This is a genomic window from Listeria monocytogenes (assembly GCF_041765605.1).
Classification (GTDB): domain Bacteria; phylum Bacillota; class Bacilli; order Lactobacillales; family Listeriaceae; genus Listeria; species Listeria monocytogenes_D.
The window spans coordinates 913465-926806 of the sequence record NZ_CP168900.1 but is presented as its reverse complement, the minus strand read 5'-3'; the positions used below and the strand labels follow the sequence as shown (position 1 = coordinate 926806).

The window sequence follows — 13342 nt, the reverse complement described above, 5'->3', positions numbered from 1 at the left end:
TCTCTAAAGAATGAGGTACGTCTTCACTTCTTCTTATTTAGTTCGCTTAATACAAATAAGCGTAAAGTCATCATGCAGCTCGAAGTTTTGCATTTTAACTAATTGATCATAAATCGCATGTACCATTTTTTCAGCTGATAACGAAATATGTGCTGCAATAATTTCAGTTAATTCTTCACGTTCGATAAACCCACTATCAGTCCTTGTTTCTGTTACACCGTCTGACATAATAAATATGGCATCGCCTACTTCAATTTTCTTATCAAATTGACGGTAGACAGCATTTTTATCTACACCGAGTGGTAAACCTTTGGCGTATAAATCAGAAAAGCTTTTTTCTTTATGTTGATAGTAGAGGCCCAGCTCATGACCGGCTGAACCATATTCAAACAAATGTGTATCTTCATGATAAAGCCCATAAAACATCGTGATAAACATATTGTCGTTAATGTTTTCTTCTGCTACTTGGTTTAATGATTCGAGTACGATTGATGGTTTTCTGTCGTCCCCAGTCATTCCAGCTAGTGCGTATTTTATCATGGAAATACTAAATGCGGCTGGAATTCCTTTACCAATAACATCAGCAAGCGCGATACCGATTTGTTTGTCGCCTTCTTCTGTAAAGCTATAGTAGTCACCGCTCATTTGTCTGGCTGCGACACTAATAACTCCAAAATCAAGTTCATCGTGTTCCGGTACCTCTGTTTTCATTAACGTTTTTTGCATATCTTCTGCTTGAGCGATTTCACTACGTAATTCTTTTTGCTCGGTTCTTAGACTAAGATGCTCCATATAAGCTAAGCCGTAGCCTACCATTATTTCTAGTAGTACATCAAATGATAATCGTACAAAATCCGGCAACTCTTTTCCGTATAGTTCAAGAACCGAGCGATGTAAATGGACAATTTCTTCTGGTGATACTCGCTCTTCCATAGCTTCTCTGGATAATTTTTCGCAAGTATAAAGAATTTCTTCATCTTGATGTTCTAAATACTGAATAAGAATATCACGGTATTTTCCCTCAAAAGCTTTTTCCATTTTTTTCTAGCTCTCCTTACCGAACCCATTTCGTTGTTGTAATTACCGTTCCTTTAGAATCGCCTTCAATACTGGATTCAATATCAAAACTGTCCATTAAACGTTTGACTCCTGGAAGACCTGCTCCAAGTCCGCCCGATGTTGTATAACCATCTTGCATTACTTTTCTGATATCTACAATACCTGGGCCTTTGTCTTTGGCAACAATAATCATTCCTTGTTTGCCAGATTCACTTACTTTTTCGATACAGATTTCTCCTCGTCCAGCATAAAGGAAAATATTTCTAGCTAATTCACTGATGGCAGTTGTAATTCTTGCTTGGTCAACTGTTCCAAAGCCAATTTCTTTGGATATTTTTCTACCTAGTTGCCTAGCAGCTACAATGTCCCATTCATTAATTATCTTTACACAGGATTGGAATGTCATGTTCATTCCCCCAATTCCTGTTTAAGTTTTTCCAGGCCACTTTCAAGGTCCATCGCCGAAAGTACTCCACTAAACGTGATTCCGAGTTCAATTAGTGTAATCGCAACTGCTGGCTGTATCCCAGTTACAACCACTTTTGCACCCATTAGTTTAGACATACTTACTACATCTCCAAGAATTTTTGCAATAAATGAATCAATAAAATCGATGGAAGTTATATCAATGACTACTCCTCTGGCCGACGTTTCATGGATTTTTGCAAGTAAATCTTCCTGGAATTCTACCGCAGTATGATCATCTAATTCACTCTGGATAGAAATTAATAAACATTCACCTAACTTTAAGATTGGTATCCCCACAGTATTCACCCCTCTTTTTCTACTATCTCTCTGTTCGTCAAGGCTAGCGCACGCTCCATGCCTTTTTTCATTGTGTTGGTCGTGATAATTTGATCTAATTCAATTCCTAAGTTAACGATAGTTTGCGCAATTTCTGGTCTAATACCTACAAGCATCGCCTGACAGCCGACAAGTCTAACTGCTTCAGACGCCTGAATGATATGGTGCGCAACCATTGTATCAACAACAGGAACTCCCGTAATATCAATCAAAACCACTTCTGACCGATTTTTTACAACACCTATTAATAAATTTTCTATGATTAACTTTGCTCTTTCTGTGTCAATCGTTCCAATTAGAGGCATTACAGAAATTTTTTCAAATATTGGCAAAAGTGGTGCCGATAATTCCTGTAGTGCACTTTTTTGGATAGAAACTGTCTTTTCCCACGTATCCGCGTAGGCTGTGACCACTTTGTTATACATGGAGGAAAGCCATGTTTCAAAGCGATAATAGGCATCATCTTCAGGTTTTTCTTCTCTCTTTAAAAATAAATCTTCATCTCTCATTGCTGTATATACTAAAAGCCCAAAAACACGTAGGCCAGTGGTGACAAAATGAATCGGCCAACCTAGGTGGACCACTTTCTCTGCAAAATCATCTAGTTTTTCGTTGAACTTAGAACCGTTTTCGGTAACATTCGAAACAATTAAATCCACAAATTCTTTGCTAGTTTCTTCGTACATTGCTTCTTTTGCAATGTCGTTGATTAGCTGATCTGATTGTTTTTCCATTTCATTCATCCAATTGTTTAGTAAATCTGCTTTATTTGTACGGATGAAGTTTGCAAAATCTTTATACATCAGTTATTTTCCAACCTTTCTCCACTATTAACAAAATTTTCTCTCTTATTGTGCGGTTTGCTTAACTGCCTTTTAAAAAAGACATTAGAAACAAATTTAGCGAGTATGTTGATACGCGTTGTTTGTAGGTTTCTGATGTCCTTACTGTTTCTTCAGTGCAGTTAATTATTTCATTATGTATTAAACTATTATTTTACGCCAGACCCTTTTGTCCTGCATTCATCATTGTATGTTATTTTTTAGGATGGATTAAAATTCTACTACTCCTAGACTGACTTCAAGTGCCTTGTTTACCTTGGCCATTAAATCTTCGTCCAAATGTGTAATTTTGTCTGTCAGGCGCTGTTTGTCAATCGTTCTAATTTGTTCTAAAAGAATGACAGAATCTCTCTCAAAGCCATCTTTACGAGTAGCTTCCACGTGTGTTGGCAATTTTGCTTTTTGAATTTTTGCAGTTATTGCTGCCACGATCACAGTTGGACTGAATCTATTACCAATATCATTTTGAATGATGAGAACAGGCCGTATTCCCCCTTGCTCGCTACCGACCACGGGGGAAAGGTCCGCGTAGTATACGTCACCACGCTTCACCATCAGCCATTAACCTCCTAAAATACTAATATTCCTGTCTTCTGCTTCTGCTTCGACATGGGTGCACTCACATGCGATAGCGAAATTAATTGTCGCCATCTCTGCATAGCCGCGTTCCATCTCGTCTCTTAATTCGCGAGCCCTTTTCTCTTGTAAAAACTGTTGCGTTGCTTCCATTATAACTTCACTCCGCCCCATTTTTTCTTTTTCTACAACTACGTCGAGTTCTTGTATCATTTCCTGTGTCAGTTCTACGGATATTATCATCCGATTTTCTTTCTCTAACACGTGTCACACCCCCAAAGCCTCGTACCTGTAAGTAACAACTATATCGTACCATTATCACGCCTTGAAGAAAAGAGTTATTTCGCATTTTATTGTTAAGAATGTTACAGTTCTGGCTGATATACTCCCTTAAGTCCTATATATAGCTATAAAGTTTCATATGTTAGATTATAAACGCTTCTACTAAAAAAAGCACGAATATTACCTTCTAATGAAGGTATTTTCTAGGTATGCGCTCATTTAACAAACAAGTAACCTCGTAATTAATTGTATCTAAATATTGAGCGGCATCATCTGCTGTTATCGCATTACCATTATCTTCGCCAATTATCGTTACTTTTGAACCAGTTTGAAATTCGCGCGGTAGTTTTATGATGGTTTGGTCCATACAAACGCGCCCTATAATTGGGGCAAGTTCCCCGCCTACTAAAACATGAAAACCGCTGTAATGACGAATCAATCCGTCTGCATAGCCAATCGGTAACGTTGCAACCCATTCTCGTTCTGTTGCTGTGTAGGTTGCTCCGTAGCTGACACTATCCCCTGGTGCGAGTTCTTTCACATGGACCATTTCGGTATAGAGCGCAAGTGCTGGCTTAAGTTCAAATGGTAAGCTAGTTTTGATTTCTGTGGAAGGGGTCAATCCATACATCGATATACCAAAGCGAATCGCATCAAACCCGATTTGTGGTTGTAATAATGAAGCAGCTGAATTGGCTGTATGAACATACGTTGGACGATTTTTTAAACTCGTTAAAATTGTTTGGAACTTAGCTAGTTGTTGTTCGAAATAACTAGTTTCAAGCTGGTCGGCTGTTGCAAAATGCGTGTAGATACCTTCTAGTTGTAATTGGTTGTCGCTCGCGATTGTGGTTTCAATTTGCCGCGCCTCTTCTACCGTACGAATCCCAAGACGCCCCATACCGCTATCTACTTTTAAATGAATGCGAAGTGGCGCTTCTAAGGTTAGGTCCTCTAACCAATCCTCTCTAAAAACAGTGAGGGAAATGTGGTTTTTGGCTGCTAAATTTGCATCTTCTTTTCTAGTTGCGCCAAGTACAAGAATAAAGTCATCTTGAAACCCAGCTTCTCTAAGAGCCAACGCCTCATCTAAAATGGCAACACAGAAACCTTTTGCTCCAGCTTCTTTCGCTGTTCTAGCAACTTCGATAATTCCGTGACCATACGCATTAGCTTTGACTACTGCCCATAAATCCACATTTTCCGGGAGTTTATTTTGTTCATTTTTTATATTTTCGCGAATTGCTGCGCGGTCTATTTCAATCCATGTAGGACGATGCCAGCCTGTCACCATGATTGTTCACGTTCCTTTCTAAATTTCAATTATCACTTGAGCTGCGGCTGATCTAGCTGTGTGGGTAATGCTCACAAAAACGTTTTCTCCTGCGTTTGCTGGCAATGTAACGTGCGGTCGACCATCTTCTACTTGCAAAATTTCTACATCTGTAAAGCTTAAATGTTTGCCAAAACCAGTTCCATTCGCCTTTGCATATGCTTCCTTAGCCGCAAAACGCCCAGCTAAAAATTCGATTTTGCGATTACCTTCGTATTTTTCAAATTGCTTAATTTCTTTTTCTGTTAAAACACGTTCAATAAAGCGCGGATTCTTTTCCACGACTTGTTTTACGCGTTCTAAATCTATCATGTCTAGTCCGATTCCTTTAATCATGTTACACCTCTTCCAAGTATTCTGCTAATTCATTAATGGCTGTTTGTGCCCCAGCGATGCAATCAGGAATACCCACACCTTCGTAACTCATTCCTGCAAAATAGACACCTGGGTAATCTGCCTTGACGTTCTTTTTCAATTGTTTTAGCCTATCTTGGTGATTGACTAAGTATTGTGGCATCGCGGATTTCATTCGGCTTACTTCATAAAAAAGCGGCGCGGCGTGAAGGTCCATAATTTCCGCATAATCTGTCAAAACAGCAGAGACGATTGCTTCATCGCTTGCTTGCTCTAACCAAGTTTCCCCTGCTTTTCCGACAAAGCCTCGTAGTAACATTTTATTCTTTGGCACCATATGCGGCCATTTTTTCTGCACCCAAGTACAGGCAGTAGTTTTATACGGCGCGGTTCTGGCAACTAAGTAGCCCGTCCCGTCTGGTAAAATCGGTACATCTTGTTCATTGTATGCTAATGAGACAGTTGCGAGAGTCGTAAGCGGTTGTCCCGCGAATGGTTCTGTCGTTTTTTCAGCTAACAAATGAATTAACGCATCATGTGTGGCAGCAATAATGACGCCATCTGCTTCCATTTTATCGCCATCTGCAAACGAGATTTCGTAAGAGCTATTCTTTTTCGTAATGTTGGTTGCTTGTTTTGCTGTATGCAAATTTCCTTTTGGAAGTGCGGCCGCAATGGCTTTTGGTAAAGTGTCTAGCCCGCCTTCTAATGTTCGAAAAGCGCCAATAGTTGCTTTTGTACCAGTCGTTTGCATGCTACTTTCTTTCAAACCATCCATCAAATTTCCATATTTTTTAACCGTTTGTTCGAATTGTGGAAAAGTGGCGCGTAAACTCATTTTGTATATATCCCCGGCATAAATTCCTGATAAAAGTGGTTCGATAATTGTTTTGACTAATTCTTTACCGAATCGCGCTTCAAAGAAATCGCCAAGTGCTTGATCTTGTTCTTGATTATTCCGTTCCATTGTTGGTTCTTGAAGTGCTCGTGCTTTGCCAATTTCCGATACGAGTGTGCTTGCTAGCAGCGCTTCTTTGTCTGTCGGAATTCCCATCACAGAGCCTTCTGGAATCGGATGAAGCGCTTTTTGATGATAAATATAGGATCTTCCGGTCGCATTCGCAATCAGTTTATCTTCGAGTCCTAAATCCTTCACTAAGCCTACACCAGCTGGTTTTCTTGCTAAAAAGGAGTCTGGTCCTTTTTCAATTAAAAATCCGTCCCGTTTGACCGTTTCAAATTTTCCGCCTAGTTTTTCGTCTTTTTCTACTAATTCCCAAGTATAATTCGGATGTGTTTTTTGTAGTTCATACGCTGCTGCGAGCCCTGATAAGCCGCCTCCGATAATGACTATATGTTTCACTACTTAACCAATCCTCTCTATCTGCTCTTTCGTTTATTCTATCTATTTTACCAGATTTCCGGGTAATTGAACAAAAAATAAAAGAACAGCCATTTCCAAAATTACAGACGCTATTGATCAGCGAATTTTAGGAAATGACGTGTTCTTTTTTAATTTATTGTTTTGGACGGGCTGTACCAATTGTATACCTTGATAGCTAAGTCTTGATTGATATAGCGAACATAAGCTTCCGTGCTCGTACTTCCTGATTTAAGCCAAACATTTAAGTGCCTTGATTCACCTTTTTCCATCCAAATGCTTTGTCTTAAGCTTAAACCTTGAATTCGCTCTTTGCGGATAATGTGCGTTAACTTAGAGAAAATTGGTCGTGACTGGACAAGGAGTGTGTGCTTATCTGTGAAAACTCCAGTCGCGCGGTAGCTGGCTACCCCTTTTATCCCTGCTAAAACTGGCAAAATAATACTAATTAAACCGAGTGGGAAAAATAAAATACTTGCTACTGCGGCTGGGATAATTGTCCAGATCAAGTAAATCTGCAAAAATCTGCGCAAACTTGCTTTTGGAGCACGTTCCATTTTTTCTATTTCAAATAAATAATCTGGCAGCATTTCTTTTAATGTTTTTAAAGCCAACTCTTTTTTCATAATAGGCAAAAGTAAAATGTCACCGGATAGTTTTTCATCACCCGAGTTCCCTGCAGTAGTAACTTTGACCGCTACTAAGCCAAGCATCTGCCTTAGTGGTGATTCAATAATAGTGATTCCTTGAATACGCGAAAGTGAAATGGTTGTATGGTTTCGTTCTAATAACCCTTTTTCTACCACAAGTGAATTGGGATATTTCATCAATTTGAACTGGAAATACTTGAACAATGTCGTCACGATGGATATTCCCCATAATACTAAAAGAATCAAGACGATTAATACAATTAGCACGATAATGCCCATTTTCCATAATTGTTCTGCTTGGGCTTCCATCCAGTCTGTCGGAATGACTTCTCTGAATTGTTGCATGAACGCTAGAACAATAAGGAGAGTACCGAAAACGCCGCCGGATGTTACTGCCATTAAAATAAGCTGTTTTGTTTGTAGCATGACCGTTTTTTCTGGTGCTTCTGCCACTTCTACTGTGGTTTCCTCGGTTTCTGGCACGGCTTCTTGGATGTCTCTCTTTTTACCGTCGCGTAAATCTTTTAATTCGTCTACTACGCCAACTGGGACAGCGACTAAATCAGCTTCTGCTTTCCCGTTGCCACCAGCTGTTTCGATTAAAATTTGGCAGACATTAAATGGGATAAAGAAAAACCATTGTTTCTTTTGAACGGTTTGGATGCGTTCGTAAGGTATGTATGTATTTTTTCGGAAAATCAAACCGTATTTGATGCGAATCCCTTGGTCTTCGAGGGTGTATTTGTAGGTTATGTATTTTAAGACTGCGGGGGTTAAAATGAGTAATATAACGATGACAATAATTAAATATACAGCCCAGTCCGGCAAATAGCCGTTACTATTAATGGCGCGGAAAACGGAAAATAAACCGACGACGATAGGAACAATATTGCGCCTTACGTTCGTGATAATTTCTTTAATAAGGGCAATCGGATGGAGGCGTCTTTCTTCAAACATCTTCTTTCGCCACCTTCACAAGTTCAAGAATATGATGTCTAAGTTCATCTGATTCAGACTCGTTTACCGCTTCAATCTTATGTGTTTTTGCAGCAGTTGTAATCGATAAGGAAACGAGTTTTTGTCTTCTAAGTAGCGGACCTTGCTCCGTTTCCACGTGTTGAATGCGAATCATCGGAATTAAGACACGACTTCTAAAAATAATGCCGTGCTGAATTTCCATTTCGTCTGGTTTAATCTGGTAGCTCCAACGTGCAAAACGAAACGGAATAATGAATAAGTAAATAAAGGCAGCATAAAGTACCGTTAATCCAAACCCGATAGCACTCCACCACACAGAAGCTCCTGTATAATACAAAATGATTGCCGCTGCAACCGAACAAAGCAGAAAAACAAGAACAGCAATTCCCTCTGTTTGCCGCCAAACTGTTTTAATTTTCTCCGGTAATTTCTTTTCTAAATTATCAAGTTCCATTGCTCTACTCCTTTTTTCTTTTATCTTACGTTAAAAACAGCTAAATTGGTAGCGATTTTTTAAATCTATCATGTTTTATTCATAGTTTGTTCATATTTCTTTTTTATAATATAACAAGAAGAGGTGAGAAGGATGAAGAAAAAAGGTTATGTTCTATTAATAATAGCGCTTTTATCGCTAACTTTAAATTGGCTTCCAGAAATTGCCCACGCCCAAAAAGAAGCAACTGGAACTACCTATACAACGGCTACATCAAGCGAATTAATGGAAATGTTTCTACCTTATTCCATTCAAAACCCTTATATTGAAACGACAAAAAATAGCGCAGAGTTAATGTTTGTAACAGAGACAGCAGCAACTATCACTGCCAAAACAAATAACCAAACCCAAAAGATTGCTGGTAATACGGAAAACCATCAATTTACATTAGCTAATTTGGAACCTGGAAATAATTTAGTGACCATAACAGCGACAATGGCAGATGGATCGACCGAAAGCAAAACCATCACGATTAACCTCCCAGAAAAGCCAAAGAAAGGCTCTAAATCGTTTCATGATCAATCTAAAAACCAACAAATGACGCATCGAAAAAAAGGTCATTTATTATAGTGAAAAAGGAAGCACTCATTCATATGAAGAGTGCTTCCTTTTTCGTTAATTTCTACGTCCAAATGTAAAACCAAGTGCTACTAAACTTACCCCTGTTACAAATGGGATAAGTGGATTTGTATCCCCAGTATGTGGCAAAGTCCCTGTTGCTTTGACAATTCCATCTACTCTCGTTGTGCTCGTCACTTTTTGAACTGGTGGCACGGTTATTTTAGATAAGAGTGTTTTTTCAATGGTTAATTGTAATTTTTGGCCGGCTTGAAGCGTGTCTGATGTAAGGTTGTTCCAGTCTTTGATTTCTGCAACGGTAACATCGAACTTATTAGCTACTCCTGGTAAAGTATCGCCATCTTTTACTTTATAAACGACTTTGATTTTGCCATTTTGTTCGGAATCTTTGACAACTTCCAGTGGTCCAAAATCAGTTTCGACTGTTTTTTCAATCGGTTGCTTTTCAGCTGGGATAAATGGTGGTTCTTCTTTAACTGGGGGCGTTGGCGGTGTTCCTGTTCCTTGTCCACCACTACCGTAATCATTCACTGTCGCGTTTCTCGAAACTGGGTCTAGATTATCACCAGATAAAGTCGCTTTATTCGTATAGCTTTTTTGTTTCGTCGTAATTTTCGTATCATACGTAATGACAACAGATTGATTATTTAATGTTCCAATCGATAATTCAAAATTTCGATTCGCATCCAGCGTAATTGGTTGGATATTGGTGGTTATCACTTTTTTGTTGGCATCGCGGTATTTGATTGTTGCATTTCCAAGCAAGTTTTGCCCTGAACCAAGCGTATCCGTGTAAACGGCATTATCAATAGGTGTCAGCGCATTATTTAAAGTAACGGTCCAATGTAAAATGCTCAAGTCTTTATCATCCATTCGCCCTTGTTTAAAAACGATTGTTGGTGAGCCTGTACCGCCACCAGTATTAACTTTGCTAATAAAGGCGTTTATCGTTTGGGTCGTATTTTTCACAGGAAAAGCAATTGGATTTACTTGGTCTGTTTGAATGTTTTTGCTGTTAAAAGTTGCGTTATAATAAAGGCTGCCACTTAAATTTGTATGTGTATTTACGTAGTCGGTAAAAGTCAATGTAATCGTTCCTGTTGTTTGATCAATGGTTGCATTTGCGATAGTATTTCCTTGCGAATCCATAAGAGGAAATCCGCCATAATTAATTAATTTTAGCTGTTCAGGAATAGTAAGTGTCATTGTTTCTCCGCTTGCAACTGGCTGTGTAATGACAAAATCATACGCCACTCGCACTTTACTATTTTCCTTAAAATTCGTTGCTTGTTCCCCGTTTTGATTTTGTAATGTTACATTAGTAAAAAAACTGCTCCCGTAATCTGTTGCAGCTTCTGCTTTTGGGCTTAAAAATCCAGTGATAATTAAACATATAATTGCAAATACCAACCATCTTTTTTTCATTTTGTTTCATTCCCCCTTAAAACATCTATCTTTATAGTTCCCATAACTTGCTTGTTAAAAACCGTACAATGATTTTGCGCACAAAAAAACGCCAGAACAAGTCTGACGTTTTTCTTTTTATAGCTGCAATAAATATTGATAATTGGCTTCTAGTGTTTCGAACATAGCTCGTTTGGATCTATCTTGCTCAACGCAATAGTACTCGACTCCGTTTGCTTCGCCCCATTCCATAATAGCGCGAAAATCCACTTCACCTTGCCCTATTTCGACTAAATTATTATCCATATCTTCTAGTTCAAAACCGCTCACAAAATCTTTCATATGCACAATCGGCGCGCGGCCGCTGTAGCGTTTAATAAATTCTGTTTCATCATGTCCAGCTGCGCGAATCCAGTAAGTATCAGGTTCAGCATAAATACAAATACCGTCAACTGGATCAGTAATATAATCCATCACTCTGCGACCATGAATGCATTCATTGAAATCATACTCCGGATTGTGAAGACCAATGCGAAAACCGAGTGGATGTAGTTTTTCCGCCGCATTAATTAACGCCGCTTTTGTTGCCGTGTAGCCCGCTGTCGTTTGGTCCTCTTCTTCAATATATTTGTCAAAAACAGTTTTACAATCAAAGAAATAAGCTTCTTCAATGATGCCATCCAAATCATTCATAAAACGATCATGCTTGATGTGCATGCCAATTACTTTTAACTCATATTTTTGCAGTAAACGACGTACCTCGCTTGGATCATTGCCACGCATACCATCGAGTTGCACATATCGAAAGCCGATTTCATGCATTTTCCGGAGCGTACCTTCTAAATCGCGCTCCATTTCTTTTCGTACAGAATAAAGTTGGACTGCTATTTTTTCTTTTATATTCATCGTTTCTCCGCCTTTCCTTATGCCTTCAAATCCAGCCAATCAACTTCAGACGCTGTTAATTTAATTCCGGCTGCTGCAACGGAAGATTGAAGTTCCGTAGCATTTTCTGGACCGATGACCGCGGCTGTGGGAAAAGATTGCGTTAGTACATAAGCAAGCGAAATTTGAATTGGTGTGCAACCTTTTTGGTTAGCTAGTTGCTTGGCACGACTGTATCTTTCCCAGTTTGCCTCACTATAATAAACTTCTACCATTTCCGTATCGCTCGTATCTTCTTCAGAAAATCTACCAGAGAAAAATCCGCCTGCTTGTGAAGACCAAGAAAACAGTGGCAAATTCGTCGCCTCATGCCAGCGAATCATCGCTTCATTCGCGGAAACACAATTTTCCCAGCGTGGTCGATTCACTTTTGCCAAACTAAAATTAGGGCTGTTAAAGCTTAGTGGCGTCAACCCATGGCTCACTGCATATTCATTCGCTTCGATAATACGCGGGAGCTCCCAGTTTGAAAGTCCAATAGCGTAAACTCGGCCATCTTCCACTTCTTTATGCATCGCCTCCATAATAGGACCCACTTCCACTTCTGGATTGTCGCGATGAAGTGCGAATAATTCAACATGACCTGTTTGTAGCGTATCTAAACTAACCGAAATATCTTCGTGAATTGCTTCCGGAGTAACCCGCGGCACGTCGCTTGCTTCCCGAACTGGATGCCCACCTTTCGTCTGAATAATGACACTATCCCGATTTCCTCGCATATTCATCCACGTGCCAATCGCTTTTTCACTATGGCGATAATGGCGCGCCGTATCAAAAATATTCCCACCCATTTCGAAATATTGATCTAGCACTGGACCCGCAAAATCCATATTATCTGCACGTAAGAAATCTCCTGCACCCATCACTAAATTAGAACAAGCTATCTCGATTTTTTGTCCATTTTTTCTACCGTTAACGATAATCTTTTCCATTATGCTTCCACCCCACTCGCGGCAATTTTATCGACTACAAGCGTTGTATTTGAATCTTTTACGAGTGTTGCAGGAATCGCTACTGTCGGTTCTTTTTCCACTACTTGTTTCACGATATCGATTTTTTTCTCGCCAGTTGCTACTAAATATATTTCTTTCGCCGCTAAAATTTGTTGCATACCAAGAGAAATTCCGTGTGTTAGTGGCAAATCTGTATCAAAATATTTGCTCATGACGCGTTTCGTTACATCATCAAGTTCCACGACATGACAGTTCACATCTACTGGCACAAATGGCTCGTTGAAGCCAATATGCCCATTAAGTCCAATCCCCAGCAAAATAAAATCCATTCCGCCACGATCGTCGATAAACTTGTCTACACGAGCGCATTCATCCGTTAAACTTGTTGCTTTCCCATCGAAAAAGCAAATTTGTTCACTAGAAACATTTTTCAAACGGTCGAAAAATGCATCATAGAGTGTTTGGATACAGCTACCTTTTGTTTCGCGTCCAAGGCCAACCCATTCATCCAAACCAACAAATTGCGTCTCACTAAAATCTACTTCGCCCGCTTGATTCGCTTTAATAAGCGCTTCTATTGTTAGTAAAGGCGTGTCCCCACCAGCGATACAAATTAAACTTGCAGGTTTTTCTTTTACCAATTCAATGATTTTTTGGCTCACTGTTTCCGCCACGAGTTGCTCATTTTCATTAATAATTAGTTTCATTT

At 39.3% G+C, this 13342-nt stretch carries 16 protein-coding genes; 1 reads left to right on the top strand and 15 read right to left on the bottom strand.

What is annotated here, in order from left to right:
• Nucleotides 1-33: 33 nt before the first annotated feature.
• From AB2Q86_RS04645 to AB2Q86_RS04595, 11 genes are all read right to left on the bottom strand, one after another.
• Nucleotides 34-1038 (bottom strand): PP2C family protein-serine/threonine phosphatase, encoded by a 1005-nt coding sequence (locus tag AB2Q86_RS04645; protein WP_003736073.1) that lies wholly within the window; start codon nucleotides 1036-1038, stop codon nucleotides 34-36.
• 16 nt (nucleotides 1039-1054) lie between these two features.
• Nucleotides 1055-1465 (bottom strand): anti-sigma regulatory factor, encoded by a 411-nt coding sequence (locus AB2Q86_RS04640; protein WP_003738506.1) that lies wholly within the window; start codon nucleotides 1463-1465, stop codon nucleotides 1055-1057.
• 2 nt (nucleotides 1466-1467) lie between these two features.
• Complete coding sequence (locus AB2Q86_RS04635; RefSeq protein ID WP_003721457.1) at nucleotides 1468-1824, bottom strand: STAS domain-containing protein; 357 nt, start codon at nucleotides 1822-1824, stop codon at nucleotides 1468-1470.
• A gap of 5 nt (nucleotides 1825-1829) precedes the next feature.
• Nucleotides 1830-2666: an RsbT co-antagonist protein RsbRA gene (locus AB2Q86_RS04630; protein ID WP_003724817.1), complete on the bottom strand. Its 837-nt coding sequence runs from the start codon at nucleotides 2664-2666 to the stop codon at nucleotides 1830-1832.
• 249 nt (nucleotides 2667-2915) lie between these two features.
• Nucleotides 2916-3263: a type II toxin-antitoxin system PemK/MazF family toxin gene (locus AB2Q86_RS04625; RefSeq protein ID WP_003743775.1), complete on the bottom strand. Its 348-nt coding sequence runs from the start codon at nucleotides 3261-3263 to the stop codon at nucleotides 2916-2918.
• A gap of 3 nt (nucleotides 3264-3266) precedes the next feature.
• Nucleotides 3267-3545, bottom strand: a complete 279-nt coding sequence (locus AB2Q86_RS04620; RefSeq protein ID WP_003721454.1) for a CopG family ribbon-helix-helix protein — start codon at nucleotides 3543-3545, stop codon at nucleotides 3267-3269.
• 205 nt (nucleotides 3546-3750) lie between these two features.
• Nucleotides 3751-4857: an alanine racemase gene (gene alr / locus AB2Q86_RS04615; RefSeq protein WP_012581662.1), complete on the bottom strand. Its 1107-nt coding sequence runs from the start codon at nucleotides 4855-4857 to the stop codon at nucleotides 3751-3753.
• A gap of 18 nt (nucleotides 4858-4875) precedes the next feature.
• Nucleotides 4876-5232, bottom strand: a complete 357-nt coding sequence (acpS, locus tag AB2Q86_RS04610) for a holo-ACP synthase (protein ID WP_003729429.1) — start codon at nucleotides 5230-5232, stop codon at nucleotides 4876-4878.
• A gap of 1 nt (nucleotide 5233) precedes the next feature.
• A complete protein-coding gene (gene hemG / locus AB2Q86_RS04605) occupies nucleotides 5234-6613 on the bottom strand; it encodes a protoporphyrinogen oxidase (protein ID WP_012581663.1) in 1380 nt (459 codons plus the stop codon).
• 149 nt (nucleotides 6614-6762) lie between these two features.
• Complete coding sequence (locus tag AB2Q86_RS04600; protein ID WP_012581664.1) at nucleotides 6763-8238, bottom strand: PH domain-containing protein; 1476 nt, start codon at nucleotides 8236-8238, stop codon at nucleotides 6763-6765.
• Nucleotides 8231-8713 (bottom strand): PH domain-containing protein, encoded by a 483-nt coding sequence (locus AB2Q86_RS04595; RefSeq protein ID WP_003721449.1) that lies wholly within the window; start codon nucleotides 8711-8713, stop codon nucleotides 8231-8233. The genes AB2Q86_RS04600 and AB2Q86_RS04595 overlap by 8 nt, the downstream gene beginning before the upstream one ends.
• Before the next feature lie 132 nt (nucleotides 8714-8845).
• On the opposite strand from AB2Q86_RS04595, the gene AB2Q86_RS04590 reads away from it, so the two are divergent.
• Complete coding sequence (locus AB2Q86_RS04590; RefSeq protein WP_012581665.1) at nucleotides 8846-9322, top strand: hypothetical protein; 477 nt, start codon at nucleotides 8846-8848, stop codon at nucleotides 9320-9322.
• A 45-nt stretch (nucleotides 9323-9367) separates the two neighbouring features.
• Here the strand turns inward: AB2Q86_RS04590 and AB2Q86_RS04585 are convergent, their stop codons facing one another.
• From AB2Q86_RS04585 to AB2Q86_RS04570, 4 genes are all read right to left on the bottom strand, one after another.
• Complete coding sequence (locus AB2Q86_RS04585) at nucleotides 9368-10756, bottom strand: collagen binding domain-containing protein (RefSeq protein WP_012581666.1); 1389 nt, start codon at nucleotides 10754-10756, stop codon at nucleotides 9368-9370.
• 117 nt (nucleotides 10757-10873) lie between these two features.
• Nucleotides 10874-11641, bottom strand: coding sequence for a sugar phosphate isomerase/epimerase (locus AB2Q86_RS04580; RefSeq protein ID WP_012581667.1), 768 nt, complete (start codon nucleotides 11639-11641; stop codon nucleotides 10874-10876).
• A 17-nt stretch (nucleotides 11642-11658) separates the two neighbouring features.
• A complete protein-coding gene (locus AB2Q86_RS04575; RefSeq protein ID WP_012581668.1) occupies nucleotides 11659-12612 on the bottom strand; it encodes an aldo/keto reductase in 954 nt (317 codons plus the stop codon).
• Complete coding sequence (locus tag AB2Q86_RS04570; RefSeq protein WP_012581669.1) at nucleotides 12612-13340, bottom strand: glucosamine-6-phosphate deaminase; 729 nt, start codon at nucleotides 13338-13340, stop codon at nucleotides 12612-12614. Before AB2Q86_RS04570 ends, AB2Q86_RS04575 begins: the two co-directional genes overlap by 1 nt.
• Between the last annotated feature and the right edge of the window lie 2 nt (nucleotides 13341-13342).

Excerpts from the sequence above, each read along its gene's own strand:
- AB2Q86_RS04590 (WP_012581665.1), top strand. The coding sequence starts at position 8,846 with ATGAAGAAAAAAGGTTATGTTCTATTAATAATAGCGCTTTTATCGCTA.
- AB2Q86_RS04585 (WP_012581666.1), bottom strand. The coding sequence starts at position 10,756 with ATGAAAAAAAGATGGTTGGTATTTGCAATTATATGTTTAATTATCACT.
- AB2Q86_RS04595 (WP_003721449.1), bottom strand. The coding sequence starts at position 8,713 with ATGGAACTTGATAATTTAGAAAAGAAATTACCGGAGAAAATTAAAACA.
- alr (WP_012581662.1), bottom strand. The coding sequence starts at position 4,857 with ATGGTGACAGGCTGGCATCGTCCTACATGGATTGAAATAGACCGCGCA.
- AB2Q86_RS04630 (WP_003724817.1), bottom strand. The coding sequence starts at position 2,666 with ATGTATAAAGATTTTGCAAACTTCATCCGTACAAATAAAGCAGATTTA.
- AB2Q86_RS04640 (WP_003738506.1), bottom strand. The coding sequence starts at position 1,465 with ATGACATTCCAATCCTGTGTAAAGATAATTAATGAATGGGACATTGTA.
- AB2Q86_RS04600 (WP_012581664.1), bottom strand. The coding sequence starts at position 8,238 with ATGTTTGAAGAAAGACGCCTCCATCCGATTGCCCTTATTAAAGAAATT.
- AB2Q86_RS04580 (WP_012581667.1), bottom strand. The coding sequence starts at position 11,641 with ATGAATATAAAAGAAAAAATAGCAGTCCAACTTTATTCTGTACGAAAA.
- AB2Q86_RS04645 (WP_003736073.1), bottom strand. The coding sequence starts at position 1,038 with ATGGAAAAAGCTTTTGAGGGAAAATACCGTGATATTCTTATTCAGTAT.
- acpS (WP_003729429.1), bottom strand. The coding sequence starts at position 5,232 with ATGATTAAAGGAATCGGACTAGACATGATAGATTTAGAACGCGTAAAA.
- AB2Q86_RS04575 (WP_012581668.1), bottom strand. The coding sequence starts at position 12,612 with ATGGAAAAGATTATCGTTAACGGTAGAAAAAATGGACAAAAAATCGAG.
- AB2Q86_RS04570 (WP_012581669.1), bottom strand. The coding sequence starts at position 13,340 with ATGAAACTAATTATTAATGAAAATGAGCAACTCGTGGCGGAAACAGTG.